This is a genomic window from Cupriavidus sp. GW821-FHT02F09, from assembly GCF_059421605.1.
This window is the reverse complement of sequence record NZ_JBWKVH010000003.1, coordinates 12648-38033: the sequence shown is the minus strand read 5'-3', so window position 1 is coordinate 38033 and position 25386 is coordinate 12648. Positions and strand designations below refer to the sequence as shown.

Genomic DNA, 25386 nt, shown 5'->3' with positions numbered 1-25386 from the left:
CTCTCGTCACAACGTATACCCTAGTCCAATGGGGCCTAACGCACAAAGTGCGCGTGCGCCATCCCGGCGTTTCCTGCTGTCTTCCCGCCATTTCCTGCCACGCGCCGCCGCTCCCGGCGCTCCCAGCGCTCCTGGTCCGCCTATACGCGGAACGCCGCGATAGCCTGGTTAAGCTGGCGCGCCTGGTCCTCCAGCGACGCGGCGGCAGCAGCAGCCTCCTCGACCAGCGCCGCGTTCTGCTGGGTGGACTGGTCCATCGACGCCACCGCCTGATTGACCTGCTCGATGCCGCTGCTCTGCTCGACTGAAGCCGCCGCAATCTCGCTCATGATGTCGGTCACCCGGCGGATCGCCGCAACCACCTCCTCCATGGTGCTGGCCGCGCGCCCGGCCTGGCCACTGCCCAAAGCCACATGCGCCAGCGACGTCTCGATCATGGACTTGATCTCGCGGGCCGCCCCGGCGCTGCGCTGGGCCAAGCCGCGCACTTCGCCCGCAACCACCGCGAACCCGCGCCCCTGCTCGCCGGCGCGGGCAGCTTCCACGGCGGCGTTGAGCGCCAGGATATTGGTCTGGAAGGCGATGCCGTCGACCACGCCGATGATCTCCGCGACCGTCCTGGCCGCCGTGCTGATATCGCCCATGGTGGCCAGCACATCGCCCACCACCGCGCCGCCCTGGCTAGCCACCTCGACCGCGCTGACAGCAAGCTGGCTGGCCTGGCGCGCGTTGTCTGCGTTCTGGCGCACGGTGGAGGTCATCTGCTCCATGCTAGAGGCGGTTTCCTCAAGCGAGGCAGCCTGCGCTTCCGTTCGGCTGGACAAATCCGAGTTGCCTGCGGCGATCTGCCGGGTGGCCGACGTGATCGCATCCGAGCCCCGGCGCACCCGCCCCACGGTCAGCGCAAGGCTGGCCTGCATGCGCGCGAGGCCCTCCAGCAAGCGGCCCATTTCATCGCGGCGGGTGACCTGCACCGGGTGGCTCAGATCGCCGGCCGCGATGCGGTCGAATTGTGTCAGCGCCTGCTCCAGCGGCCCAACGATGGCACGCAGCAGGAACACCGCGCAGGCGGCCGCGACCAGCAGTGCCAGCACGATCGCGGCAATCACGCCATGGCGGAAAACCCGGTACGCCACCTGCGACGCCTCGAAATTACCTGCCGCCATCTTGAGCTGGAACTGGCTCAGCTTCAGGCTGCTGTCGTTGGCGTCCCGAAACAGCCGGGACAGCTTGCCATCCATGATCTGGTCGGCCAGCGCGCGGTCCTTGGCGCGCAGCGCGGCGATGATGGCGGCGATGCCTTCGCGGTTGGCGGCCTCCCGCTTGGCCGACACGGCCACCGCGAGCTGGTCTTCCTCGCTGTCGCGCGGCAGGGCCATGAAACGCTTCCAGGCCTCGTCAGAGCGCCGCGTGAGCTCTTCGGTGCGCTCCAGCAGGCCCGGGGCTTCCGGGCTGTCCGGGTATAGCATGGCGCGGTCCAGCGCGGTACGCGCCCGGGTGAGGCTCAGGTCCGCCTCGCCCAGCGCCAGGGCAGAGGCAAGCTGGTTCGAGTAAGTAGACTCATGGGCGTCGTTGGCGGCGCGCAAGCCAAGCAAGCCGGCCACGCCCACACCAAGCGCAAGCAGGAACAGCAGGGAGACGGTGGCAATGAGGCGGGCGCGGATGGTAAGGCTGGCAAGCATGTGAAAGAGGCCCGGATAGTGAAAGGCTGAAATGGCGCGCTGGGCGGAAAACCTGTCTATCGGTGAGGTGCAACAACAACTTGAGGCCGCGCCATCGGTTGTGCGCAAGACGGCACCTGAAGGGCGAATTCAGACACCGCGATTGATTTTGCGCAAACTTTCATGCGTCCGCGCGCCGGCTTCGGTCAAGTCCGGCCAAAGCCGTCCGTTAGCCCAGTGATCTCAAACCCCTGTTCCAGACGATGATGAAAAACCTGAGCGTGCGCACTGCCTTGCTGGCAGTCCTGGTGACCTTTGCCTGCATGATCGTGTTCGGCGCGGGCGTTGGCGTGCTCGCGCTGCGCGCCGCGGACCAGGCGACCGGGCGCGTGGAGCAACTCTCCGCCAGCGCCCTGCTGCTCAACGATGCGTACAAGGACATGACCCGTGCGCGCTCGGCGCTCGCGCGCGCCTACGCTTCGGCCCGCGAGGGCAGCACTGAAGTCAACGCCAGCGCGCTCGATGCCGCCGGCAAATCGCTCAAGCACTCAGCCGAGGCGTTGCAGCGCTTTGAGGCCGCGCCCGCGCAGGAAGGCCAGGACGATGCCCAGCGCCGACAGGTCGCGGATGCCGCTCGCCGGCATGCCGGCACGGTCGAGCGAGCCCTGGCCGCCTTGCGCGCGGGAGACCCCGCCGCCTACGCGGCGATCAACGACCGCGACATCACCGCCTCCGGGGCCGAGTATTCGGTGGGCGTCGAGCGCTTCCAGGAGCAAGCGAGCCAGTTGGCGCGGCAGGAAACCGAGACCAGCAGCGCGCGCTACCAGTGGGTGGTGCGGCTCGTGGTGGTTGGCATCACCGCCGCGCTGGGCCTGATCGTGGCGGTGCACCTCGGACTGCGCGCGGCCATCGTGGCACCTCTGGCCACGGCCGCCGAGCACCTCGACCGTGTGGCGCAGGGCGACCTGAGCCATCCCGCCGCGGCCGCCGGCAACAACGAGGTGGGCCGCGTGCTCGCCGCCGTGGCGCGCATGCAGGTGGCGCTAACGCGCACTGTCAGCCAGGTACGATCCAGTTCGGACTCGGTCAACATCGGCGCACGCGAGATCGCCGCCGGTAATACCGACCTGTCCTCGCGCACCGAACAGCAATCCGCGTCGCTCGAGCAAACCGCCGCCAGCATGGAAGAACTCACCTCCACGGTGAGCAACAACACGGAAAGCGCGCGCCAGGCCAGCGCGCTGGCCGCCGAAGCGGCGCGGCTGGCTACGCGCGGCGGCGACGACGTGCGCGGCGTGGTGCAGACCATGGGCGACATCAGCAGCAGTTCGCAACGGATCGCCGACATCATCGGCGTGATCGACGGCATTGCCTTCCAGACCAATATCCTGGCGCTCAACGCCGCCGTGGAAGCGGCGCGCGCGGGCGAGGCGGGCCGCGGCTTTGCCGTGGTGGCGGGCGAGGTGCGCGCGCTGGCGCAGCGCAGCGCCAACGCGGCACGGGAGATCAAGTCGCTGATCGACGACTCGGCCAGCAAGGTGGGCGCCGGCAACGCGCTCGTCGCCCAGGCCGGCCAGACCATGAGCGAGACCGTGGATGCCGTGGGCCGCCTGGCGCGGATCATGGAAGACATCTCGTCGGCGTCGCTGGAACAAAGTGCCGGCATCGTGCAGGTCAGCCAGGCGGTGACGCAGATGGAAGCCGTCACCCAGCAGAACGCGGCGCTGGTTGAGCAGGCAGCCGCCGCGGCCGGATCGCTGGAAGCGCAGGCGCGCCAGCTTGCCGAGGCGGTAGGTGCCTTCCGGCTCGCGCCCGCAGCCTGAGGGACCGCGGCGCCCCCCAAGGCCAAGCTCAAGCCAACCTCAAGCCACCTTCACACGGCCGTGATGCCGCGCTGCAAGGTGGTCTTGAGCATGGAAAACACCTGCCGCGCCACCGGGTTGGCCGCATTGGGCCGCGCCCACAAGTAGTACGTCACATCGGGCAAGCGCGGCAGCCCGTCCTTGTCGCCCAGCACCCGCATGTCGGCGCCCAGCAGGTCGATGCTGCGCGCCGTGATCCCCAGCCCGGCGCGGATCGCCGCCTTGATGCCGATCAGGCTCGGCGCGAAATACGCCGCGCGCCAGGGCACGCCAGCCTCCTTCAGTGCATCCAGCGCCAGCTTGCGAAACAGGCTGGGCTCGTCAGCCAGGATCAGCGGCACCGTGCTGCCGCTCTCATAGGCGAAATCCGCCGCGCAAACCCAGATCGTGGGTGAGGTGCGCAAGACCAGGCCGTCCAGGCTGGTGTCTTCCCGGGTGGAAACGGTCAGGTCGATCTCCCCCCGCCGCAACGATTCCATCAGGAAGGGGCTGCGCCCCACATGGATCTCCAGCCGCAGGGCGGGCGACGCTCGCGCGATATGCGACAGCAGCGGCGGCAGGATCGTGTCGGCCACATCGTGCGGCGCCCCGATCCGCAACGAGCCTGTCAGGTCGCCCTCGCGCAGCACGCGCAGCGCCTCGTCGTTCAGGTTCAGCAATTGCCGCGCGTATTCCACCAGCTTGTTGCCGTGCCGCGTGAGCTGCTTGCCACGCCCCTGCCGCTCGAACAGCGCCAGCGCCACCTGCTCCTCCAGCCGCTGCATCTGCTGGGTGACGGCGGACTGGGTGCGGTGCAGCCGCTGCGCCGCGGCGGCAAAGGTGCCGTGATCGGCAATGGCCACCAAGGTGCGCAACAGGTCCAGATCGAGATTACGCATTCATTAGACTTGCTTAAGTATTTTCATGAGTGATTAAGTGGTTTCAGGTGCCAGCCTTCATTACAGTGAAACCATGCAAGGTGATGTACCACCCCGCAAACGAAGAACCATTAAGACTCAGCAAGGATTCTAGAGACATGTCGATCGCACAACAACGCCAGGCCGCCGTCGGGGACACAATTCAATCCATCAAGGAAATCGTAGCTAGCGGTGGCGTCACCCGGGAATCGCTGGCCAGCGTGCTGGGCCAGGTGGAGCAGCTCGCGGCCAAGCCGTACCTGTGGGCGCAGAGCGAATTCGCCCCACCGGAGGAAGGCGAACGCCAGGCCCGCTACCTGATCGCAGAAGATCCCGACCAGACCTTCGCGCTGTACCTCAACGTGATGCGCCCCGGCAAGCGCATTCCCCCGCACGACCACACCACCTGGGCCTGCGTGGCCGGCGTGGTGGGCACCGAGTACAACGACGTCTACCTGCGCACCGACGATGGCAGCGAACCGGGCGTCGGCACGCTGAAGCACTCGCACACGGTGGAAGTGGGCCCGGGGTCGGGCATCGCGCTGCTGCCTGACGACATCCACTCGGTGGAGATCCGCGGCGAATCCGTGATCCGCCACCTGCACATGTACGGCCGCGCGCTGGAAACCCTGACCGGGCGCACTGCCTACGACCTCGAGACTGGCCGCTGCCAGGCCATGAGCGTGGGCGTCAAGACGCGCCGCTAAGCGGCACCCTGGAGGTGCGGCGCTAACCACCCCCGACAACACCCACCTCCCGGCTTCAGCCGAAGCCCATATCCAACGCATTTCCAGTTGCCTCCCGCCCGCGTGCGGCCAGGAGGCCTGGCCCCCTTATTGCCTGAACAAACGCATGCCCGCCATCCTGAACACGCCCGACACCCGCTACACCCAGGTCGACCCGGTCACCCTCAAGGCCTGGCTGCACGACCAGGACGAGATCGCCCTGTTCGATATCCGCGAGCATGGCCAGTATGGCGAAGGCCATCCGTTCTACGCAGTGCCGCTCCCCTTTAGCCGGCTGGAACTGGATATCGGCCGCCTGGCCCCCAACACCGCGGCGCGCATCGTGCTGGCGGACAACGCCGACGGCGTGGCGGCGCGCGCCGCGCAGGCCCTGTCCATCCTCGGCTACACCCGCCTGTTCGTGCTGGACGGCGGCGTGCCGGGCTGGCAGGCCGCCGGCTACGCCTTGTTCGCTGGCGTCAACGTGCCCTCCAAGACCTTCGGCGAGCTGGCCGAGCACCATTACGGCACGCCGCGCGTCTCGGCCGCGGAGCTGGCGGCCATGCAGGCAGGCGAGCCTGCTCCGGTGGTGCTTGATGGCCGGCCCGTCTCGGAATTCCGCAAGATGAATATTCCCGGTGCCATCTGCTGCCCCAACGGCGAGCTGGCTTACCGGCTGCGCGACCTGGTGCCGGATCCGGCCACGCCCATCGTGATCAACTGCGCAGGCCGCACGCGCAGCATTATCGGCGCGCAAACCCTGATCAACTTCGGCGTGCCCAACCCCGTGTTCGCGCTGGAAAACGGCACTCAGGGCTGGTACCTGAACGACTACAAGCTGGAGCACGGCGGCACCCGGCGCTATCCCGACAGCGCCGCGCCTGCCGGGCTGGATGCCGCCCAGGCCGCGGCGCAGACAATGGCGGTGCGCTTTGCGGTGCCGCGCATCGATGCCGCCGAAGCGGGCGTGTGGCTGAACGACCGCTCGCGTACCACTTTCCTGTGCGACGTGCGCACGCCGGAGGAATACGGCGCCGGCTCAGTGCCCGGCGCCCAGAACGCGCCGGGCGGCCAGTTGATGCAGGCTACCGACCAATACGTGGGTGTGCGCCGCGCGCGCCTCGTGCTGATCGATGCCGATGGCGTGCGCGCCACGGTGGTGGCGAGCTGGCTGCGCCAGATGGGCCATGACGCCGTGGTGCTCGAAGGCGGGCTTGCGGCTGCGCTTGCCGGTGGCCTCGCCGCGCCCGCCGGCCCCGTGGCGCCCTCCCGTGCCTTGCCGGGCATCGATGCCAGCTCGCTGGCGGCGGGCCTGGCCGGGCGGCAGCTGCTGGCGCTCGACGTGCGCGCCAGCATGGCGTATCGCGCCGGGCACGTGCCGGGCAGCCGCTGGTCGATCCGCCCGGTGTTTGCCCGCGACCTCGCTGGTGTGCCGCGCGACACGCCGATCGCGCTCATCGGCGATGACGATCAACCGGGTGTGGCCACGCTGGCCGCCGGCGAACTGGCCGCACTGGGCTACAGCGACATCAGGCTGCTCGCCGGTGGCACAGGCGCCTGGCAGGCGGCAGGCCATGCGCTGGCAAGCGATGCCGGGGATGGCGATGCAGCAAGCAGCCTGCCCGACGCGCGCTGCATCGATTTCCTGTTCTTCGTCCACGACCGTCACGACGGCAACAAGGAGGCCGCTCGCCGCTACCTGGCCTGGGAAACCAACCTGATCGGCCAGCTCGACGCCCAGGAACTGGCCACTTTCCGCTTCGCCTGATCCGCACAGCGTCCTTTCAACATGACCCGCCATCAGCGACCGAGCCCGTCACGCAGCCACCTCACGCCTCTCGCGGCGGGCAACGGTACGCATGGCTGGCAAGGCGAGTCGCAAGGCATTGATTCCCATCCGGCTCGACGGTGCAGCGCCAAGGGGACGCCCCGGCACTCCGGGGACACAGGGGCAAGAGGCAACAGCCGGTACGCCACAGCGGCCAGCGGGGCCAAAGAAGCCTGCCCAGCCGCCCTTCGCTCTGACATCTCTCTACATACACAGGGGTTTTTCATGTCACGCATCAAGCAAGTCCTGACCAGCACCTTTGCCACCGTCGCCACCGTCACCCTCGCCATGGCCGGCGCCCCCGCCAGCGCACAGCCGATGGCGCCGGTCGGCGGCTTTCCCTCGCAGCCGCTGCGCTTCGTCTCGCCGTTTCCTGCCGGCGGCGGCAACGATGCCGTCACGCGCATCGTCACCACGCGGCTCGGCGAAGTGCTGGGGCAGACCGCCGTCACCGACAACCGCGGCGGCGCCGGCGGCAATATCGGCACGCGCTTCGTCGCCGAGGCCAAGCCGGACGGCTACACCCTGCTGACTTCGCAGGTGTCGGTCATGGCCGTGAACCCGACGCTGTACAGCGCGCCTGGCTTCGACCCGATCAAGAACTTCATGCCGGTCACGCAAATCAATGCCGCGCCGCTGGCCATCGTGGTGGCAGCCAACGCGCCGTGGCAGACATTTGCCGAACTGGCCACGCAGGCCAAGGCCCAGCCGCAAAAGATCACCTTTGCCACGCCCGGCAACGGCACGCTCTCGCACCTGGTCGGCGTGGTGCTGGACAAGGATGGCGGCATCGCCTTGCAGCACGTGCCCTACAAAGGCGCCGGCCCGGCCATCAATGACCTGCTGGGCGGGCAGGTGAACGTGCTGATCACCTCGACCTCCTCGGTGGCGGGCTTTATCCAGGCCGGCCGCATGCGCGCGCTGGCGGTCACCAGCCCGCGCCGCCTGGGCGTGTTCGCCAAGGTGCCGACGCTGGAGGAGCTGGGCTACCGCAATGCCCGTTTCGAGGACTGGTACGGCGTATTCGCCCCCGCCGGCACCTCGCCCGAGCGCGTGGCCTACCTGAACCGCGCCATCCTGCAGGTACTGCAGATGCCAGAGGTGGTGAAGCTGATCAACGAAGGCGGCAGCGACGTGGTGGGCAGCAAGCCGGAGGCATTCGCCGCACAGCTCAAGGGCGACATCGCGCGCTGGTCGCAGATCGTCAAGCTTTCCGGCGCCCGCGTGGACTGATCCGGGCGCAGCCGGTGCAGGCGGCATGGCTCTTGCTGCTGCCTGCCACCACAAGTTGTCATACCAGCCGCGCCACCCTGGCGCGGCACCCCACCAGGCCAAGCCATGAAGCCCAGCATCCTTACCCACCTCGCGCACGCCGGCCGCGCCAGCGCCGTGGATGGCGGACAGCCCGTCAACCCGCCCGTGGTGCGCGCCAGCACCGTGTTGTTCGACTCGGTGGCACAGATGCGCGAGATGCGCTCGCGGCGCGGCAGCGAACGCCTGTTTACCTACGGCGCGCGCGGCAATCCCACGGCATTTGCGCTCGAAGACATGGTCACCGAGCTGGAAGGCGGCTACCGCACGCGCCTGTTTCCCAGCGGGCTGGCAGCCGCTGCGATGACGCTGCTGGCCTACCTGCGCCCCGGCCAGCACGTGCTGCTGCCCGATTGCGTGTACGAGCCGGTGCGCAAGCTGGCCGAAGGTTTCCTGGCGCAGCACGGCATCGCCGCCAGCTTCTACGCGGCCGATGGCCACGACCTGCAAGCCAGGCTGCGGCGCGAAACCCGGCTGGTGTACGTGGAGGCGCCCGGATCGCTGGCCTATGAAATGTGCGACCTGCCGGCCATCGCCGACATCGCCCACCGGCACGGCGCGCTGGTGGCGGCTGACAACACCTGGGGCTCCGGCCTGCTGTACCAGCCCCTTGCGCTGGGCGCCGATATCTCCCTGATGGCCGCGACCAAATACCTGTCCGGGCATTCGGACGTGATGATGGGCACCGTCTGCACCCTGGAAGCCGCCTGGCCGGCACTCGCCGCAGTGGCCGACGCCTTCGGCATCAGCGTCAGCCCGGACGACGCCTACCTGGTCCAGCGCGGCATGCGCTCCCTCGGCGCGCGCCTGTCCCAGCACGAGCGCAGCGCGCTGGCGGTCGCACGCTGGCTGCGCACCCGTCCCGAAGTGGCGGAGGTCTTTTGCCCCGCCCTACCCGGTGACCCCGGCCACGCACTATGGCAGCGCGATTGCCGCGGCACCAACGGCCTGCTGTCGTTCTCGCTGCGCGCAGCAGCACCGGACGCCGCCGAACGCTTTATCGACAGCCTTGCACTGTTCGGCATCGGCGCCTCCTGGGGAGGCTTCGAAAGCCTCGCCGTGATCGCCGACATGCGCGGCGCGCGCAGCGTCACCGACTGGTCCAAGCGCGGCCAGGTGATCCGGCTGCATATCGGGCTGGAGGATGTGGACGACCTGCTGGTGGATCTGGCGCGGGGGTTCGAGGTGATTGGCGCCGGCCGGGTTGCCGGGCAGGCGTTGGAGGCGCGCCTGGATATGGCGTAGTGAACCAATCTGCGCCCTTTGCTAGCATTGCATGCATTGCTAGCACAGGAGATTGACATGGCGACATTGACCATCCGGAATCTTGATGAGGAACTCAAGGCACGTTTGCGCATGGAGGCCGCGCAGCACGGCCACTCGATGGAAGAGGAAGTTCGCGCCATTCTGCGGCGTGCGCTGAACAAACCCCCTGGCCCCGGCGCATTTGGAAGTCGACTGCGCCAGCGCTTCGCAAGCCTGTCCGATCCAGGGCTCGAGCTTCCCCCGCGCGACGACCAACCGCGAGCCGCGGATTTACCCGAATGATCGTACTTGATACCAATGTGCTATCCGAATTCATGCGAGGCCAGCCTGAGCCAGCGGTAATACGTTGGCTCGACCTGCACTCACAACATGAATACGCGATTACGGCGGTGACTGTTGCTGAACTTCTATATGGCATTGCCCGTTTGCCCGAAGGGCGCAGGAAAAGCGGGGTCCAGTAAGCGGCACTCCAAATGATCGCAGACGAATTCGCGGGCATGGTGCTTCCATTCGACGAACATACCGCCCCCCATTACGCCGCAGTCGTAGCTCAGCGGGAGCGATCTGGACGGCCCGTCAGCATGGCAGATGCGCAGATTGCAGCTATTTGCCGTCACCACGGCGCCGTGCTTGCCACTCGCAACGGCAAGGACTTCGAAGGAATAGGCCTGAGCTTGGTGAATCCTTGGCTCGAGTAACATCAAGCGTGTCAGCGCAAAGACTCAACGCTACGTCCTGACCGTGGCCCTCGCAAGCCCACCTTGCGATCCGCCGCTTCGCACAGGCATACAATGCCGGCTTTTGCCCTTGCGCCCCGCGATGCCTGCACCCCTGACCGAAAGCTACTCCGCCGTTTTCTCGCCCGAGGAACAGGAGAGCTTCTACCGTCTCATCGCGTCGCGGCGCGACATGCGGCATTTCATTGCGGGCGCGTCGGTCGATGAGGCTGTCCTGATGCGCCTGCTGCGGGCCGCGCACAGTGCGCCCTCGGTGGGGCTGATGCAGCCGTGGCGCTTTATCCGCGTCGCCGATGCCGCCTTGCGGGAAGAGATCGCCGCGCTGGTCGAGGCCGAACGGCAAAAGACCGCCGTGGCACTGGGCGAGCGCGATGGCGAATTCCTGCGGCTGAAGGTGGAAGGCGTGCGCGAGTGCGCCGAGCTGTTGGTGGTGGCGATGGCACCGGATGACGGCACCGTGTTTGGCCGGCGCACCATGCCGCGCGAGATGGCGCTGTGCTCGGCGGCCTGCGCCATTGAAAACCTCTGGCTGGCGGCGCGCGTGGAGAACCTCGGGCTGGGCTGGGTCTCGATGTTCGCGCCCGACGCGCTGGCGGCGCTGTTGCGGTTGCCCCCGGGTGGCCAGCCTATCGCCATTCTCTGCCTCGGCCCCGTGCAGGCCTTCTACCCCGCGCCGATGCTGGAGCTGGAAGGCTGGCGCCAGGGCCGCCCGCTCGCGGACCTGATGTCCACGGACACCTGGGACCGGCCGGACGCCTGAAGCCCCATCTGGCCACTCAAGGCGCCACTGACGGCTCCCGCTTCATGCAGCGCAGCACGAAAGTGGAATGGCTGTGCCGCAAGCCCGGCAGCTTGTAGAGCTTGTGGCGCAGGAATTCCTCATACCCTTCCGTGCCCGCCACCGCTACCTTGATCAGGTAATCATATTCGCCGGTGAGCAGGTACGCCTCCATCACTTCCGGCAATTCGGCCAGCGCTTCGCCGAAGCGATCCAGCATGTCGTCGTCGTGCCGGTCCAGCGTGACCTCGATCAGCACTGTGTCGGGCAGGCCGAGCGCCTTCTGGTTCAGCAGGGCCGCATAGCCCTCGATCACACCGCTTTCTTCCAAAGCGCGCACGCGGTTCCAACACGGCGTGGGCGACAAGCCAACCTGCTCGGCCAGCTTGAGGTTGGAGAGCCTGCCGTCGCGCCGCAGCGCGCGCAGGATGCGGCGGTCGGTTTCGTCCAGTTTTGGGGAGGTTGCCATGTCTTCTGCCTACGATAAGGAAGGAATCACCATCAACTCTACCACTCATAGATAATTCATCTTCAAATTAATCAAAACAGGAGGCAATAAAGAAACCCATTCTGGGGTGGCGCTGGTAAATTTGTCGCATGCCTTCCCGGCCACAAACCCCACTAAAACTGCCGCCGATACCATGTCAACCTTGAACCTCGCCCTGCGGCTGGACCGCACTGACCTCTTCGGCGCCGTCGAATGGACGCTGGCCAACGCCCGCCGCACCGGCCTGCACCTGATCGACCTGTGCTTCGGGCAAGCAGCCGCGCCCTACCAGCTCACGCTGTCGGTCGGTGCGGACGATGCGGACCGGCTGGACCTGTTCGTCAGGCGCCTGGAAAACGGTGTGGACGTGCTGGAGGTCTTCGAGATCGCGGCGCCGGGCAAACGTGCTGCCGAGGCGCCGGCGCACGTCGAGGCGCGGCGTGACGAGGTGGAACCTTCACTAGCATTGGCCTAGCCGTTGCCAAAGAACGGGTCCCGGTACGCAGCCCGGCACCGCGCCCACCTGATTCAGCGCTGCTCGAAGCTGCGCGTGAAGTAGACCAGGCCGGCCTGCTCGCGCAAGCGGTACAAGGAGGCCGGGCGGCGCCCGGTCTCCTTTTGCGCGCCCAGGTCTTCCAGCAAGTCCGCCGCGAGCATGCGGGTGCGGAAAGCCTTTTTTTCGAGAGGGCGGCCCAGCACGATCTCGTAGACATGCTGCAGTTCGCCTAACGTGAACGCGGCCGGCAGCAAATGCGCGGGCAGCGACGTGTACTCGGTCTTGCCCCGCACGCGCCCGAGCGCGGCGCTCAGCAGCGTGGCGTGATCAAAGGCCAGCGCCATCCCCACGCCATCGCCCTCCACCGGCGCCCAGCGCAAGTCGGCGGCGTTGCCGCCCTTCTGCAGAGCCAGCGTGTCATCCGCCAGCAAGGCAACGTAGACATGGGTGGTGGACCATCCGCGCGGATCGCGCGTGGCACTGCCCCAACTACCTACCTGTTCCAGGTAGGGACTATTGACCCCGGTCTTCTCCGCCAGCTTGCGCAACGCGCAGCCCTGCAGATCCTGGTCGCGTTCGGTATCGACAAAGCCGCCCGGCAAGGCCCATTGGCCAGGAAATGGCTCGCCGGACTGTTGCGGCCGCTGCACGAGCAGGACCTGCAGCGCCCCCGCACGGATCGTCAGGATGACCACGTCGACGGTGGTCAGCGGGCGCGGGAATGCGGCAGTGGTGGGTTTCGTCATCGGGCGGGCGTTCCTGGAAGGAGGCGGTTCAAGCGGCTCAAGCGGCTCAAGCGGCTCAAGCGATTGAAGCGATTGAAGCGATTGAAGCGATTGAAGCGATTGAAGCGATTCACGCAGCATTATAGATTGACAAGTGTCTCAGCCACACTTATATTAGTGGCACAGACACACTTAATGCCAGGCGCCCGGCGCGGGCGAATCCAACACCACCACCGGAAAGGACCACCATGTTCGGCATCCGATTCATCAAGGCAGATCCCACCACCTATCTGATGCAGATGAAGAGCGGCAAGATCATCCGCGAAGGCAGCGGCCAGTCGTTCTACTACTACGCGCCCACCACATCCCTCGTTGCGGTACCCGTGGGCAGCCAGATCCTGCCGTATATCTTCGAGCTGATCACGACCGACTTCCAGTCCGTCACCGTGCAAGGCAACCTCTCCTACCGCATCACCGAGCCGCGCAAGACGGCCGCCATGCTCAATTTCGCGCTCAAGCCGGACGGCCGCAACTACATCTCCGAGGATCCGCAGAACCTGCGCACCCGCGTGGAGGGCGTGGTGGAGGTACTGGTGCAGCAGGCCGTGAGCGCCGAAACGCTGCGCTCCGCGCTGCAGGCGTCCGACCGCATGGCCTGCCAGGTCGAAGGCGCGCTCAAGGCGCATCCAGACGTGCTGGCCCTTGGCCTGGAAATCCTGTCGTTCTCGATGGTGGCCGTCAAGCCGCGCGCCGAAACCGCGCGGGCGCTCGAAGCCGAGGTCCGCGAACAGATCCTGAAGGCGGCCGACGACGCCATCTACGCGCGCCGCAACGCGGCAGTGGAAAACGAACGCGCCATCAAGGAAAGCGAGCTCGACACCGAAGTCGCGGTGGAACTCAAGCAGCGCACGATCCGAGAAACCCAGATGGAAGCCAAAGCCGCGGTGCAGAAGAAACAGGCGGAACTGGAGGCCAGCACCATGGAGGCACAGATCACGCTGGAGGCACGCCGCAAGGAGTTCGTGGGCCTGGAGGCCGACAACACGCGCACCACCGCCGAGGCCGAGGCACACCGTCTGGGCGCCGTGATGCAGGCCCTGCAGGGCGCCGACGCGCGCATCGTGCAGGCGCTGGCCGCATCGGGCATGGCGCCGGGCCAGTTGATCGCGCAGGCCTTCGGCGGGATTGCCGACAAGGCCGAGAAGATCGGGCAGCTGAATATGTCGCCGGAACTGCTTCAGTCGCTGCTGGCACCACAGAGCAGCGGCCGCGCAAAATAACCGAAGATCCGCGCAGCTTCAAGACGCTTTAAGACGCTTCAAGCGGGATTAAGCAGTTAAATGAAAAAGGAGCCAGAACAATGAGCGCAACCGCCGATCGCAAGGTAGTGCTGGTGACGCGCAAGACACGGCTGGAAGAGCTGCTGGCGCGCTACCACTCGCTGGCGCAGGCACGCTTCTACCTCGAACACCTGGGCGCGGACATTACCGATTACCAGCGTGAGCACGACACCTATCTTGCCGCGCGCGAACAGGTGGCAGCCGTGCTGTCGCGCTACCTGCGCCGGCAGGTGGTGGACCGCCAGTTCCTGCCCAACTTCCTGTTCGGCCCGGAAGACATCGTGGTGGCGCTGGGCCAGGACGGCCTGGTTGCCAACACCATGAAATACCTGAACGGCCAGCCGCTAATCGGCGTGAACCCGGATCCGGCGCGCCACGACGGTGTGCTGCTGCCATTCAAGGTGGGCGACCTGGCGCGCGTGCTGGCCGAAGCCATGCAGGACCGCCGCCCCGCGCGCCCGGTCACCATGGCGCGTGCCGAACTATCGGACCAGCAGGTACTGTACGCGGTCAACGACTTCTTTATCGGGCCGCGCAGCCACACCTCGGCGCGCTACGAGATCCAGCTCGGCGCGCGCAGCGAGGTGCAGTCGTCGAGCGGCGTCATTGTCTCCACGGGACTTGGGTCCACTGCCTGGCTCAAGAGCATCGTCACCGGCGCGCGCGCCATTGCGCAGCCAGACGGTGGCGCCGAAGCCGCGTATCAACCCTTGCCATGGGATACCGACCGGCTGGTGTTTGCGGTGCGTGAGCCCTTTCCGAGCCGCGCCAGCCAGGCCACGCTGGTCTACGGCAACGTGCCGCGCGGCGAGCAGATCGTGCTGCGCTCGCTGATGCCGGAAACCGGCGTGATCTTCAGCGACGGTATCGAAGCGGATTTCCTGCAATTCAACGCGGGCACCGAGGCCCGCATTGGCGTGGCCGAGCGTAGCGGGCAGCTCGTGCAGTAGGGCCGCCCCCTTATTCGCCCTCCGGCAGCAGTTCGATCCCATCCAGCTCGGCCGCGCAGGTATCGCGCACGATGGAGACAAAGTCGCGCACATAAGGGCGCTGCGCAAGCGGCGCCGGCGTGGTGGCATAGAGCTCGCTCCACAAACCCTTGGCGCCGATGCGCTTGGCCAGCACGTAATCGTGGTCGACGTAGTTCTTCACGCCCCAGTTGGGCAGCGCTGCCACGCCGCGGCGGCTGGCCACCAGCTGCAGCACGGCCACCGTCAGCTCCGCCGTGCGCCGCTGCAGCTTGATGCCGGCGGGCTCCAGCACTTCGCGGATCAGGTCGATGCGCTGCTCCGGCACCGGGTAGGTGATCAGCGTTTCGCCGTCCAGGTCGGCCGCCTCGATCCGGCGCTTGTTGCGCAGCCGGTGCTCGTTGGCGATCACCGCGAGGATCTCGAAGCGGAACAGCGGCGCCACCGCCAGGCCGCGCTTGGCCGGCGGCATCGAGCCGATCACCATGTCCGTGCGGCCCTCGGCCAACAGCGCCAGGGGATCGGCGTGGAAGCCCGCCACCAGGTCCACCTCTACCTCCGGCCAGCGCCGGCGGAATTCGTCCATCACGGGCATCAGCCAGTCAAAGCAGGTATGGCACTCCAGCACGATGCGCAACTCGCCGCGCGTGTCGCCCTTGAGCCGGGCCAGGTCACGCTCGGCCGTGCTGATGGCCGCCAGCGTCTCGCGCGCCAGCGCCAGCAGCCGGTCGCCGGCCGGCGTGAAACGCAGGCCCTGGCGGGTGCGGTCGAACAGCGGCAGGCCGTAGTGTGCCTCGATGCCTTTGATCTGATGGGACAGCGCCGATTGGCTGACGTGCACGCGCTCGGCGGCCGTGGCGAGCTTGCCGGATTCGGCAATCGCTACCAGCGAGCGCAGGTGCCTGACTTCGATCACGGCTTGCTCCTGGAATGTAAGGAATGGCGCCTGGATGGCAAGATATGAAATTGATTCATACGTTGATTAAATCTTATCGCTTGATTCATTTTACGCTGGATTCCACACTGTGCGCCATCGTCACATTCCCAATATCCCAATACGGAGCACTGCATGGCACGCACTCATATCGCTGGATTTCCGCGCATCGGCGCCCAGCGCGAACTGAAATTCGCCCAGGAGGCGTTCTGGCGCGGCGAAACGGACGAGGCCAGCCTGCGCCAGGTAGCAGCCGGCCTGCGCCAGCGCCACTGGCAGTCGCAGGCGCAAGCCGGGCTGGACAGCGTGGCGGTGGGCGACTTCGCCTACTACGACCAGGTGCTGGGCCTGAGCGCCTTGCTCGGCGCCCTGCCCGCGCGTTTCGGCTTCGACCCGAAGCAGCTGAGCCTGGCCCAGTATTTTGAGCTGGCCCGTGGCAACAAAGGCCAGCCGGCCATGGAAATGACCAAGTGGTTCGATACCAACTATCACTACCTGGTCCCGGAACTCGGCCCCGACACCCGTTTCGACGGCGGCGTGGACTGGTTCTTCGACGAAGTGGAAGAAGCGCTGGCGCTGGGCCTCAAGGCCAAGCCGGTGCTGATCGGGCCGGTCACCTACCTGTGGCTGTCCAAGACCCACGTGGACGGTTTCGACCGCCTGAGCCTGCTGCCCAGCCTGGTGGCCGCCTATGGCCGCATCCTGGCCCGCCTGCGCGAACGCGGCATCGAATGGGTACAGATCGACGAGCCCGCACTGTGCCTGGACCTGGAGCCGGCATGGCTCGATGCCTATGACGGCGCCTATGCCGAACTGGCCAAGTCCGGCGCCAAGCTGCTGCTGGCCACCTACTTCGACAGCGCCGCCGACCACGCCGCACGCGCCGCCGCCCTGCCGGTGCAAGGCTTCCACATCGACCTGGTGCGCGCACCGCAGCAGCTCGACGCCTGGCGCAAGGTGCTGCCGGCCGGCGCGGTGCTGTCCGCCGGCGTCATCGACGGCCGCAACATCTGGCGCACCGACCTGCGCCGCGCGCTGGCCGCGCTGGCACCGCTGCATGCCGAACTGGGCGAGCGCCTGTGGGTCGCGCCGTCTTGCTCGCTGCTGCACGTGCCGGTCTCGCTAGAGGCCGAGCGCAAGCTCGATGCGGAAATCAAGACCTGGCTGGCCTTCGCCACCGAGAAGCTGGCCGAGGTCAGCGTGCTGGCCCGCGCCCTGAACGAAGGCGAGGCAGCGGTCGCCCCCGAGCTGGCCGCAGCCGATGCCGCGCTGGCCTCGCGCCGCAGCTCGCGCCGCGTGGTCAATCAGCAGGTGCAGGCACGCGTCGCGGCAGTCACCGCTGCCATGGCCCAGCGCAAGAGCCCGTTCCAGACCCGCATCGAACGCCAGCGCGCCGCGCTGCAGCTGCCGGCACTGCCGACCACCACCATCGGCTCCTTCCCGCAAACGCCGGCAATCCGCCAGACCCGTGCCGCCTACCGCCGCGGCGAGATCGGCGCGCTGGAATACCTGCAGCGCATCCGCGGTGAAATCGAGACCGCCGTGCGCAAGCAAGAAGCGCTCGGCCTGGACGTGCTGGTGCATGGTGAAGCCGAGCGCAACGACATGGTCGAGTATTTCGGCGAGCAGCTGTGCGGCTACACCTTCACCGAAAACGGCTGGGTGCAAAGCTATGGCTCGCGCTGCGTCAAGCCGCCGGTGATCTACGGCGATGTGTATCGCCCCGAGCCGATGACGGTGGAAACCACGCGCTATGCGCAATCGCTCACCGAGCGTCCGATGAAGGGCATGCTCACCGGCCCCGTCACCATGCTGCAATGGTCCTTCGTGCGCGACGACCAGCCGCGCGCCACCACCACGCTGCAACTCGCGCTGGCGATCCGCGACGAGGTCTCGGACCTGGAACAAGCCGGCATCCGCATCATCCAGATCGACGAGCCCGCGCTGCGCGAAGGCTTGCCGCTGCGCAAGGGCGACTGGGCCGCGTACCTGGACTGGGCCGTGCATGCGTTCAAGATCTCGGCCGCCTCGGTGGCGGATCAAACGCAGATCCACACCCACATGTGCTACGCCGAGTTCAACGACATCCTGCCCGCCATTGCCGCGCTGGACGCCGACGTGATCACCATCGAAACCTCGCGCTCCGCCATGGAGCTGCTCGAAGGCTTCGGCGAGTTCGACTACCCCAACGAGATCGGACCGGGCGTATACGACATCCACTCGCCGCGCGTGCCTAGCGTGGAAGCCATCACGCACCTGCTGGAGCGCGCCTGCGAGGTGATTCCGCCGCAACGGCTGTGGGTCAATCCGGACTGCGGACTGAAGACGCGCGCCTGGCCCGAAACCGAAGCCGCGCTGGCCAATATGGTCGCCGCCGCGCGCAGCCTGCGCGAGCAGATCGGCAAGGACAGCGCGACCAAGTGGCAGCGCGCCACCCGCCGCACCGGGCTGGGCGGGCACGCGGCACACCAGGGCGCCGCGCACGCAGCGGGTTGCGTCGATTGCGCTAACCAGGCAGCCTGATCCGCGCCCAGTCGGGTCCGATCAAGTCCTACCAAGCCAACGGGCCGGCATGCCTCGCATGCCGGCCCGTTGGCCGTCTTACTTTCTCTTGCACGCAAAGCGGCAAAACGCCGCACCGCGACGGACAGACTGCCCCGGGCGCACGTTGCGGCACTGTGTCACATAGCGCACACCAGGCTTCCCTCCGTATCGTACGCGGCTATCCAAGCACGGTTAAAAGGCGCGGCCCAAAGCAGGCTTGGCGCCACAAGGGAAATCATGAAACGAGCCAGACACTGGAAGCAGCGCGCCGCCCTGCCCGCCGCCGCCTTCACCACATTCACCACCGCCGCGCTCGCACAGGCCAGCGCGCCCGCCACACCCGATGCAGTTGTCACGTTACCTGCGGCGACCGTCACGGCCAAGGCCCCGGGCTCGCTCACCGCGCCGAACGTGCAGCAGCAACAACAGGCACTGGATCAGACGGCCGGCTCGGTCGGCTTTGTCGACGCCGTGTCCTACAGCGACACCTACGCCAGCAATCTGCGCGACGTGCTCAAGGATGCACCCGGCGTGTACGTGCAGGAGCGCTACGGCCAGGAACTGCGCCTGTCGATCCGCGGCTCGGGCGTTGCGCGCGGCTATCACGCGCGTGGCCTGGATCTCCTGCAAGATGGCGTGCCCACCAACTTTGCCGACGGCAGCGGCGACTACTACCAGATCGACCCGCTCGGCCTGAGCGCGGCGGAGATCTACAAGGGCGGCAACGGGCTGGCCTACGGCACCACCACGCTGGGCGGTGCAATCAACTTCACCACGCCCACCGCGCTCACCGCCGATGCGCCCAACCAGGTGCGCGTCGATGGCGGCAGCTTCGGCACGGCGCGCGCCAGCGGCCAGGTCTCGCGCCAGATCGGCGCCTTCGACTTTCTCGCCAACCTGAGCGTCAACCACTCAGACGGATTCCGTGCGCACGAGCGCGGCCAGTACGAGCAGTTCAACGCCAACTTCGGCTATCGGTTCAGCCCGGCGGTGGAAACCCGTTTTTACCTGGGCGCCTATATCGTCGACCAGCAGTTGCCCGGCGCGCTGTCGCTCACCGATGCGCTGAACAATCCGAAGAAGGCCGCGCCAGCCGCGCTGTCCGGCGACCAGGCGCGCAACACGCGCACCGAGCGCGTGGCCAACGTCACCACCGTCAAGCTCGACAGCGGACAGCTCGATTTCAGCACCTGGGTCATCCACAAGAGCCTGTACCACCCGATCTTCCAGGTCATCGACCAGGACTACTGGACCTATGGCTTCGCGCCGCGCTACACCGGCACCCAGACCATCGGCGGCCTGCGCAACCAGCTCATCGTCGGCGCGCGCTTCTTCGGCGGCAACAACGATGCGCGCCAGTACGTCAACAACGCCGGCAACCGCGGCGCGCAGACGCTTAACGCCGCGCAGGATGCGTACAACTACGAGGCCTATCTCGAAGACCGCCTTTACGTGACCCCCACCATCGCGCTAATGGCCGGTGCCAAGGCCTACCGCAATGTCCGCCGCTATCAGGACTACGGTGGCCTGCCGGCCAATCCCACGGCCAAGTCCGATAGCGCCACCTACAGCGGCGTGAACCCGAAATTCGGCGTGCTGTGGGAGCCGGTGCCTGACGTGCAGGCATTTGCCGACATCACGCGCAGCGCGGACGTACCCGACTTTACCGACCTGAGCCAGACCATGGCCACCACCACCCGCTTTGTGCCACTAAGCGCGCAGCGCGGCTGGACGCTTGAGCTGGGCACGCGGGGCACGCGCGAGCGGTTCTCCTGGGACGTGACGGCCTATCGCTCGCTGGTGCGCGACCAGTTGCTGCAATACACCACCAACCCGAACATCCCGGCCGCTACCTTCAACGCCAACCGCACCACGCTGCAAGGCGTGGAGCTCGGCGTCAGCGGCGACGTGCTGCAGAACCTGTTCGGCTCCGGCGACAAGCTCACGCTGTCGCAACTGTGGAACTACAGCGACTTCCGCTTCGACAATGATCCGCAGTACGGCAACAACCGCATCGCCGGCATACCCGAGCACGTGCTGCGCACTACCGTTGCCTACAGCCGCGCGGCCGGGCTGCGCGTTGCCGGCACCATCGACTGGGTGCCGGGCGGCGCCTATGTCGACTACGCCAACACGCTGCGTACGCCTGGCTACGTGCTGTTTGGCCTGCAGGCCAGCTACGAATTCCAGCGCGGCGTGACGGTGTTCCTGGATGCGCGCAATCTCGGCAACAAGCGCTATGTGAGCGACTTCAGCACCGTGGCCGATGCGCGGACAGCCAACACCGCGGTGTTCTATCCCGGTTCAGGCCGCGCGCTCTATGCCGGCGTCAAATACAAGTTCTGAGCCTGCGCCTTGTCATGAAAAAAACCCGCCTCGGCGGGTTTTTTTCATCTCAGCGCGCGGCTTGGGGCCCGCAATCACTCCACCCGCATCACCGGCGGCGCGCTCCAAGTGCCGTCCAGCATCACCTGCCGGGGCCAATACACCCGCATCATCAGGTTGAAGCCATCAGGCGGCGCCGGCAGCCAGTTGACCACCCGCTTGCCCGCTGGGCGCGCATTCTGAATATAGATATCGAGCGAGCCGTCACGGTTGTACCGCAGCCGGTCGCGGTCCCCAATGGCATAGCGGTTGAGCGGATTGGCGACAAACGCCTGCTTGTCGTTATAGAGCGTCAGTGACCAGAAGGCCATGCTCGGCGGCATCTGGCCCTTGTTGAAATGCATCACGTAGCGGTTTGCCCCGTTCAACGGCTTGCCGGCGGCGTCGACCCGCGTGCTGGGATACAGCGCGTCCGCCGGCAGGTTGGCGCCAAGCCCAACCCAGGCCACCAGCGCGCGCTTGCCGTAGGCCGTGCCGTAGTTGCCGAGATCCCGGTGCACGGTCCATTTGCCGTCCCCTTCGCCGCCACCGCGCTTGGCCATGGCCACGATACCCGCCAGGGCAGCGGTGGCGCCCTCCTGCACCGCGCGGGCCGTCGATGGCTCCAGCGCGGTCACGGAGAAGGGCATGCCCGAAACGATCCCGAACTGCTTGATCGATTCCACCATGGCCGCATCGGCCGCGGCCGGAGGATTGGCCGGCAGCAGTTCGGCGAAACGGGTGAAGAACGCCTGCGCGTCCATCGCCGCCACCTGCTCAACGGGCGGCGTTTCCACATCCACCGGAACCGCTTCGGGCAGCATCGCCTCGGCGGGCTTGGGCCGCGCCTTGCCGCTACGCTGCAAGGCGGAGAGCGGCGCCAGGCGATATTGGTCCTGCAGGCGGCGGACCGCTGCGTAATCCTGCTTGCCATTGGTTTGCGTACGGCCGATCAGCCACACCATCTCGGTCGGCGAGCGGATTTCAGTGACCCCTGGCGGCAAGGTGCCGTTCCACATCGGCCCCGTTACGGCGTAGACCGCTTTTTTGGTGCCCGCGGTGCGCTTGCCCGGCGACGCGAAGACGTTGGTCCAGGCGTCCATCAGCGGCATCAGGTAATAACGCCCGTGCGTGTCGGGCAGCGAGAGGATCACCGGGCCGCCGGACAAGTCCAGCCATGCCGTCGAATAGAGCGTATCGGCATTCGGGCTGACCACGTCGGTGAAGGTGGCATCCGGGAAACTGCGCTTATGCGAAAAGGTATTGGCCGGCACGCGGGCACTCATGACCTCACGCGTGACATCCATCAGCACCAGCGGATAGGCGTAGACAAAAATCCGGGCAGATAAAGCCTTGATCGCCCCATCGGACGGCGGCGAAGCTGGCTGCGGCGCCGCGGAAGTTTGCGGGCCCGCGGCGCAGGCAGACAACAGCAGACCGAGCGCAAGCGCGCTCGCAATTCGGCGTAGCGAAATAATCATGACCCCGGTTCCTCGTCGGAATGGCTACCTTCCATGCAATTTTCGCCGACGAACGGGCGACATCGTTGCACAGAGGCGCGTCTATTTTCCCGAGCGATGATGTTCCCGGCAACCGGAGTTGTCAATTGAACAACGGTAAGCAGTGAGGGCAAACGCACCAACGCCCACCAACGCTGCCCCCAAGCAATGCATTTGACTGGAAAGCTGATGGTCCGGTGCAGCCTCTCATTACGGCTGCGCTTATCTTGGAAATTACCTTGGCGATTACCTTGATGATTATCTTACCGATAAGAGCCGTCTGATGAAATTAATATGACCAAGCCCCTGGAATCCATTATTTTCCCAACATATTCGGCCTGGATCGCTGCCCGGCAAAGCCGGAGCCTGAGCGCGTGGGGCTGCGGCGCGCACCCGTACGCGCAACATCCAGAAGTGCATGACAAAGCGCACAAGCGAAGCGACTCGGATTGTGTCGTCTGGCGGATCTGAAAGTAGTTTTGTCCGTTCGGTAACGCTCGGAAGCCGTAGATTCATAACACCGGACATGGGACCGCCCGCGTTTTCTTCCCTGGCAACGCCAATCGATGCCAGCGGCGGCCTGCGCAAGATCATCAGGAGGAAGGCCGGCAACGCGAGCCGCGCCTCGTCCGGTAGCGGCGGGCCATTTGTGGCCGGCCGCAACATATCGCCCCCTTCCCGGCCCTTGCACTGGCCGGAGTGGAGCGGGAAGCGGAGCAACATGCGATGCATGACTACGACATCGACGCGGAGCCGCCCGGGCTCCAGGTATTCGAAGGCGTCGTGACTCGACATCTGCTCGACGAGATCAATGCGGCAATCGACGCCAGCCGGGAAACGTGGCGGCCGGCGGATGGCCGCCGCGCCACGCAGGCAGCCGTGCAGTTTGCAGACATGCTGCGGCAAAACGAAGGCTTTCAACTGGCGGAACGGCAGGCCTGCGAGATCTCAAGACGATGGGCACGCAAGGCCGGCTGGGAGCTCAACGGCGAGCCGCCACTGTGCGTGCTGCGCTGTGTCAATAGCGGCTTGCCCGCCCAGAGCCATCTGCGGCATTACGACTCCCATATCCTGACGCTGCTGATTCCGCTGCAAGAGGCGCAGGCCACCCAGGAAAACGGGGACCTGATCATCTACCGGCGCCAGCGCCATGCGGTGACGGCCATGTCGAATATCGTTGCGAAGATCCGGCTGATTCTGTTGCGTAACCTGCCGTTCGTCATCCGCCGCGCGCAGACCTTCCGCCATCTTGCCGAGCACCAGTGCGACCGCATCGCCTGTGTGCCGGGCAATGTCTATGCGTTCAACGGCTTCGTCACGCTGCATGCCAACCTGCATGCCGAGGCGGGCGAGCGCCGCTCATTGATCGTCCACTATTATGATCCCGGCCTGACCGCCGGGCTCAGCACGGTGCCGCGCGCGTGGCGCGCGTTGCGCGACCGGCTGCTTGACGCGTTCCAGCACACCAGGCCGCGGGCCTGAAGCCACGCCCTCCTGTCATCCCCCATCGGTTCCGCTTGGGCGCCCGGATCATTTCGCCGATACTGGGTAAGCGGGTCGTCGCCCCAGCGGCGCCAGACTGCGAATTGCATCTACGCGATCGATGGGACCGTCATGGCAACTGGCAGTGCGATGCTGGGCAAGCACCCTGACCTGTCGGCTGCGCAGGTTTATCTCTTCGCCTTTACCCTGGGCTGCACCACCGGCGTGGACTTCGTGGCGTCGTCCATGATGGGCGTCGCGGGCACCCATATCCGGGGTGGCATTCACGCCTCGCCTGAGGACTTTCTCTGGAGCCTCACCTCCTATGCCGCCGCGGCCACCGTTGCCAACCTGGTGCTGCGGCGCATCGCGCAGGACATCAGCTATCGCGGATTTACCCTGCTCGGCCTGCTCATCGCCACCGTGGGCGCCGCGCTTTGCGCCGTCTGCAATACACCGCTCGAACTGAGCCTGGCGCGCGCGGTGCAGGGTCTTGGCGCGGGTGGCCTGTTCACCGCGTCGCGCATCATCATCCAGCTGGCAGCCGCCCGTGAAGAGCGCCGGCCCCTCTTCCTGGGCTTCAACGCCGGCGGCATGGATTGGGTGACCGTCATATTGCTGGGCATGGGCTTAGCGCAGCGCGCGCTGCGCTAAGCCGCTTCAAAGAAGGTGGCGGGAGGGGGCGGAGGACTCAGCGGCGCACGGAATTGCGACGTAAGTATGGATGCCGGACCGGCAAAAATCCCCCGAAGTGGCGGGATTGTGAGCGAACGAATGGGTTCTACAATGCGGCTGCGCGGGGCATACGCTTCGCCAGGCGAGCCGCACAGGAAGCACAACCATGACGCTTTATCTACTCGGATTCCTATTCTTCGAAGCCTTGTGGTTCTTCCCGTTCAGGAAGGTATTCAAGGCTGCCCATTTTGGTCCCCTCTACGCGTATCTGGCGCTGCTGCCGTTCATCGGGCCGCTGCTGTGCATCTGGATTCTCGCCTCACGCCCCTGGCCCCTGAAATCCAAGCTGGTCCGCTCGTTCTCGCAGGCGTAGCGCGTGCGGCGGGCCGCGTGACCCAATCAGAAATCGTGGTCCCCCAGCATGACGGGGTTAATAGACGGGTCCGCAGACCACTTCTGCAAGGCCACTTCCTGGATGCGGTCGAGATTACGCTCGAAAATATCCAGGTGGCTGCCAATCTGGCCCTGAGCCAGTTCATCCAGCGCCGAGCGCGAAACAAAGCCGCTGCTGTCCACGCCGTTTGCCACAATGGAAAAACCGATTTGCTCGCCATCGTCGGACGGGGCCGGATTGAGTATCAGGAAGGCTGTCGACATCGTTAGCTCACGTTGATTCGGAGGCTGGATCGTAGCATGAGCGACTCCGCGCGATCGAGATGCACAATCGGCGTCCATGCACGCCGTCATGGGAAGGGTATCGCCCGATTCCATGACCATCCCCTCTTCCATGAGTATCTTCCTTGCGCAC

Annotated in this window: 23 protein-coding genes and 1 pseudogene; 17 read left to right on the top strand and 7 right to left on the bottom strand. The window is 66.3% G+C overall.

All coding sequences use genetic code 11. The features are described 5' to 3' along the window. Nucleotides 1-140: 140 nt before the first annotated feature. Nucleotides 141-1682 (bottom strand): methyl-accepting chemotaxis protein, encoded by a 1542-nt coding sequence (locus AC07XB_RS04695; protein ID WP_492371188.1) that lies wholly within the window; start codon nucleotides 1680-1682, stop codon nucleotides 141-143. A 245-nt stretch (nucleotides 1683-1927) separates the two neighbouring features. Between AC07XB_RS04695 and AC07XB_RS04690 the strand changes: the two genes are divergently transcribed. After that, entirely contained in the window at nucleotides 1928-3484 is a 1557-nt protein-coding gene (locus AC07XB_RS04690) for a methyl-accepting chemotaxis protein (protein ID WP_492371274.1), read from the top strand. A gap of 50 nt (nucleotides 3485-3534) precedes the next feature. On the opposite strand, the gene AC07XB_RS04685 is transcribed toward AC07XB_RS04690, so the two are convergent. Continuing rightward, nucleotides 3535-4401 carry a LysR substrate-binding domain-containing protein gene (locus AC07XB_RS04685; RefSeq protein WP_492826739.1) on the bottom strand — a complete coding sequence of 289 codons (867 nt, stop codon included), beginning with the start codon at nucleotides 4399-4401 and terminating at the stop codon, nucleotides 3535-3537. 137 nt (nucleotides 4402-4538) lie between these two features. Between AC07XB_RS04685 and AC07XB_RS04680 the strand changes: the two genes are divergently transcribed. From AC07XB_RS04680 to bluB, 7 genes and pseudogenes are all read left to right on the top strand, one after another. Then, on the top strand, nucleotides 4539-5126 hold the full coding sequence (locus AC07XB_RS04680; protein WP_492826741.1) for a cysteine dioxygenase family protein: 588 nt from the start codon (nucleotides 4539-4541) through the stop codon (nucleotides 5124-5126). A 145-nt stretch (nucleotides 5127-5271) separates the two neighbouring features. Then, the gene (locus AC07XB_RS04675; RefSeq protein WP_492826743.1) at nucleotides 5272-6912 is read left to right on the top strand and encodes a rhodanese-like domain-containing protein; all 1641 of its coding nucleotides are present in this window, start codon (nucleotides 5272-5274) and stop codon (nucleotides 6910-6912) included. A 285-nt stretch (nucleotides 6913-7197) separates the two neighbouring features. Continuing rightward, nucleotides 7198-8205 (top strand): Bug family tripartite tricarboxylate transporter substrate binding protein, encoded by a 1008-nt coding sequence (locus AC07XB_RS04670; protein ID WP_492371184.1) that lies wholly within the window; start codon nucleotides 7198-7200, stop codon nucleotides 8203-8205. Between the two features lie 105 nt (nucleotides 8206-8310). Beyond that, nucleotides 8311-9528 carry a cystathionine beta-lyase gene (gene metC / locus AC07XB_RS04665; RefSeq protein ID WP_492826745.1) on the top strand — a complete coding sequence of 406 codons (1218 nt, stop codon included), beginning with the start codon at nucleotides 8311-8313 and terminating at the stop codon, nucleotides 9526-9528. A gap of 57 nt (nucleotides 9529-9585) precedes the next feature. After that, nucleotides 9586-9831 (top strand): FitA-like ribbon-helix-helix domain-containing protein, encoded by a 246-nt coding sequence (locus AC07XB_RS04660; RefSeq protein WP_492371182.1) that lies wholly within the window; start codon nucleotides 9586-9588, stop codon nucleotides 9829-9831. Then, a pseudogene (locus AC07XB_RS04655) lies at nucleotides 9828-10247 on the top strand (type II toxin-antitoxin system VapC family toxin). Before AC07XB_RS04660 ends, AC07XB_RS04655 begins: the two are co-directional and overlap by 4 nt. A 121-nt stretch (nucleotides 10248-10368) precedes the next feature. Then, nucleotides 10369-11046 carry a 5,6-dimethylbenzimidazole synthase gene (gene bluB, locus AC07XB_RS04650; protein WP_492371180.1) on the top strand — a complete coding sequence of 226 codons (678 nt, stop codon included), beginning with the start codon at nucleotides 10369-10371 and terminating at the stop codon, nucleotides 11044-11046. A 16-nt stretch (nucleotides 11047-11062) separates the two neighbouring features. Here the strand turns inward: bluB and AC07XB_RS04645 are convergent, their stop codons facing one another. Next, nucleotides 11063-11533 (bottom strand): Lrp/AsnC family transcriptional regulator, encoded by a 471-nt coding sequence (locus AC07XB_RS04645; protein WP_045240794.1) that lies wholly within the window; start codon nucleotides 11531-11533, stop codon nucleotides 11063-11065. 172 nt (nucleotides 11534-11705) lie between these two features. Here AC07XB_RS04645 and AC07XB_RS04640 point away from each other — a divergent pair, with 172 nt between their 5' ends. Continuing rightward, nucleotides 11706-12026: a hypothetical protein gene (locus AC07XB_RS04640; protein WP_416052705.1), complete on the top strand. Its 321-nt coding sequence runs from the start codon at nucleotides 11706-11708 to the stop codon at nucleotides 12024-12026. A 53-nt stretch (nucleotides 12027-12079) separates the two neighbouring features. Here the strand turns inward: AC07XB_RS04640 and AC07XB_RS04635 are convergent, their stop codons facing one another. After that, nucleotides 12080-12793 carry an NUDIX hydrolase gene (locus AC07XB_RS04635; protein WP_492826747.1) on the bottom strand — a complete coding sequence of 238 codons (714 nt, stop codon included), beginning with the start codon at nucleotides 12791-12793 and terminating at the stop codon, nucleotides 12080-12082. A 227-nt stretch (nucleotides 12794-13020) separates the two neighbouring features. Here AC07XB_RS04635 and AC07XB_RS04630 point away from each other — a divergent pair, with 227 nt between their 5' ends. Next, the gene (locus tag AC07XB_RS04630; protein WP_492826749.1) at nucleotides 13021-14052 is read left to right on the top strand and encodes an SPFH domain-containing protein; all 1032 of its coding nucleotides are present in this window, start codon (nucleotides 13021-13023) and stop codon (nucleotides 14050-14052) included. An 80-nt stretch (nucleotides 14053-14132) separates the two neighbouring features. After that, nucleotides 14133-15062, top strand: coding sequence for a diacylglycerol kinase catalytic domain-containing protein (locus AC07XB_RS04625; RefSeq protein WP_150984653.1), 930 nt, complete (start codon nucleotides 14133-14135; stop codon nucleotides 15060-15062). Nucleotides 15063-15072: 10 nt separating this feature from the next. On the opposite strand, the gene AC07XB_RS04620 is transcribed toward AC07XB_RS04625, so the two are convergent. After that, nucleotides 15073-15996, bottom strand: coding sequence for a LysR family transcriptional regulator (locus AC07XB_RS04620; protein WP_006156332.1), 924 nt, complete (start codon nucleotides 15994-15996; stop codon nucleotides 15073-15075). Between the two features lie 153 nt (nucleotides 15997-16149). Here AC07XB_RS04620 and metE point away from each other — a divergent pair, with 153 nt between their 5' ends. After that, nucleotides 16150-18537, top strand: coding sequence for a 5-methyltetrahydropteroyltriglutamate--homocysteine S-methyltransferase (gene metE, locus AC07XB_RS04615; protein WP_492826751.1), 2388 nt, complete (start codon nucleotides 16150-16152; stop codon nucleotides 18535-18537). A 258-nt stretch (nucleotides 18538-18795) separates the two neighbouring features. Next, nucleotides 18796-20904 carry a TonB-dependent receptor family protein gene (locus tag AC07XB_RS04610; protein WP_492826753.1) on the top strand — a complete coding sequence of 703 codons (2109 nt, stop codon included), beginning with the start codon at nucleotides 18796-18798 and terminating at the stop codon, nucleotides 20902-20904. 74 nt (nucleotides 20905-20978) lie between these two features. Here the strand turns inward: AC07XB_RS04610 and AC07XB_RS04605 are convergent, their stop codons facing one another. Next, the gene (locus AC07XB_RS04605; protein WP_492811865.1) at nucleotides 20979-22403 is read right to left on the bottom strand and encodes a DUF1254 domain-containing protein; all 1425 of its coding nucleotides are present in this window, start codon (nucleotides 22401-22403) and stop codon (nucleotides 20979-20981) included. A 312-nt stretch (nucleotides 22404-22715) separates the two neighbouring features. On the opposite strand from AC07XB_RS04605, the gene AC07XB_RS04600 reads away from it, so the two are divergent. The 4 genes from AC07XB_RS04600 to AC07XB_RS04585 all read left to right on the top strand — a co-directional run bounded on the left by AC07XB_RS04600 (nucleotide 22716) and on the right by AC07XB_RS04585 (nucleotide 24951). Next, nucleotides 22716-22892: a hypothetical protein gene (locus AC07XB_RS04600; protein WP_492811863.1), complete on the top strand. Its 177-nt coding sequence runs from the start codon at nucleotides 22716-22718 to the stop codon at nucleotides 22890-22892. 255 nt (nucleotides 22893-23147) lie between these two features. Beyond that, nucleotides 23148-23903, top strand: coding sequence for a hypothetical protein (locus AC07XB_RS04595; protein WP_492371171.1), 756 nt, complete (start codon nucleotides 23148-23150; stop codon nucleotides 23901-23903). Between the two features lie 132 nt (nucleotides 23904-24035). Further along, on the top strand, nucleotides 24036-24557 hold the full coding sequence (locus AC07XB_RS04590) for an MFS transporter (protein ID WP_492371170.1): 522 nt from the start codon (nucleotides 24036-24038) through the stop codon (nucleotides 24555-24557). A 187-nt stretch (nucleotides 24558-24744) separates the two neighbouring features. Next, entirely contained in the window at nucleotides 24745-24951 is a 207-nt protein-coding gene (locus AC07XB_RS04585; RefSeq protein WP_492371169.1) for a hypothetical protein, read from the top strand. A gap of 26 nt (nucleotides 24952-24977) precedes the next feature. On the opposite strand, the gene AC07XB_RS04580 is transcribed toward AC07XB_RS04585, so the two are convergent. After that, on the bottom strand, nucleotides 24978-25235 hold the full coding sequence (locus tag AC07XB_RS04580) for a hypothetical protein (protein ID WP_416052717.1): 258 nt from the start codon (nucleotides 25233-25235) through the stop codon (nucleotides 24978-24980). Between the last annotated feature and the right edge of the window lie 151 nt (nucleotides 25236-25386).

What these genes read in the sequence shown, in the direction of transcription:
- AC07XB_RS04695 (WP_492371188.1), bottom strand. Translation starts at nt 1,682, where the DNA reads ATGCTTGCCAGCCTTACCATCCGCGCCCGCCTCATTGCCACCGTCTCC.
- AC07XB_RS04690 (WP_492371274.1), top strand. Translation starts at nt 1,928, where the DNA reads ATGAAAAACCTGAGCGTGCGCACTGCCTTGCTGGCAGTCCTGGTGACC.
- AC07XB_RS04685 (WP_492826739.1), bottom strand. Translation starts at nt 4,401, where the DNA reads ATGCGTAATCTCGATCTGGACCTGTTGCGCACCTTGGTGGCCATTGCC.
- AC07XB_RS04680 (WP_492826741.1), top strand. Translation starts at nt 4,539, where the DNA reads ATGTCGATCGCACAACAACGCCAGGCCGCCGTCGGGGACACAATTCAA.
- AC07XB_RS04675 (WP_492826743.1), top strand. Translation starts at nt 5,272, where the DNA reads ATGCCCGCCATCCTGAACACGCCCGACACCCGCTACACCCAGGTCGAC.
- AC07XB_RS04670 (WP_492371184.1), top strand. Translation starts at nt 7,198, where the DNA reads ATGTCACGCATCAAGCAAGTCCTGACCAGCACCTTTGCCACCGTCGCC.
- metC (WP_492826745.1), top strand. Translation starts at nt 8,311, where the DNA reads ATGAAGCCCAGCATCCTTACCCACCTCGCGCACGCCGGCCGCGCCAGC.
- AC07XB_RS04660 (WP_492371182.1), top strand. Translation starts at nt 9,586, where the DNA reads ATGGCGACATTGACCATCCGGAATCTTGATGAGGAACTCAAGGCACGT.
- bluB (WP_492371180.1), top strand. Translation starts at nt 10,369, where the DNA reads ATGCCTGCACCCCTGACCGAAAGCTACTCCGCCGTTTTCTCGCCCGAG.
- AC07XB_RS04645 (WP_045240794.1), bottom strand. Translation starts at nt 11,533, where the DNA reads ATGGCAACCTCCCCAAAACTGGACGAAACCGACCGCCGCATCCTGCGC.
- AC07XB_RS04640 (WP_416052705.1), top strand. Translation starts at nt 11,706, where the DNA reads ATGTCAACCTTGAACCTCGCCCTGCGGCTGGACCGCACTGACCTCTTC.
- AC07XB_RS04635 (WP_492826747.1), bottom strand. Translation starts at nt 12,793, where the DNA reads ATGACGAAACCCACCACTGCCGCATTCCCGCGCCCGCTGACCACCGTC.
- AC07XB_RS04630 (WP_492826749.1), top strand. Translation starts at nt 13,021, where the DNA reads ATGTTCGGCATCCGATTCATCAAGGCAGATCCCACCACCTATCTGATG.
- AC07XB_RS04625 (WP_150984653.1), top strand. Translation starts at nt 14,133, where the DNA reads ATGAGCGCAACCGCCGATCGCAAGGTAGTGCTGGTGACGCGCAAGACA.
- metE (WP_492826751.1), top strand. Translation starts at nt 16,150, where the DNA reads ATGGCACGCACTCATATCGCTGGATTTCCGCGCATCGGCGCCCAGCGC.
- AC07XB_RS04610 (WP_492826753.1), top strand. Translation starts at nt 18,796, where the DNA reads ATGAAACGAGCCAGACACTGGAAGCAGCGCGCCGCCCTGCCCGCCGCC.
- AC07XB_RS04605 (WP_492811865.1), bottom strand. Translation starts at nt 22,403, where the DNA reads ATGATTATTTCGCTACGCCGAATTGCGAGCGCGCTTGCGCTCGGTCTG.
- AC07XB_RS04600 (WP_492811863.1), top strand. Translation starts at nt 22,716, where the DNA reads ATGACCAAGCCCCTGGAATCCATTATTTTCCCAACATATTCGGCCTGG.
- AC07XB_RS04595 (WP_492371171.1), top strand. Translation starts at nt 23,148, where the DNA reads ATGCATGACTACGACATCGACGCGGAGCCGCCCGGGCTCCAGGTATTC.
- AC07XB_RS04590 (WP_492371170.1), top strand. Translation starts at nt 24,036, where the DNA reads ATGGCAACTGGCAGTGCGATGCTGGGCAAGCACCCTGACCTGTCGGCT.
- AC07XB_RS04585 (WP_492371169.1), top strand. Translation starts at nt 24,745, where the DNA reads ATGACGCTTTATCTACTCGGATTCCTATTCTTCGAAGCCTTGTGGTTC.
- AC07XB_RS04580 (WP_416052717.1), bottom strand. Translation starts at nt 25,235, where the DNA reads ATGTCGACAGCCTTCCTGATACTCAATCCGGCCCCGTCCGACGATGGC.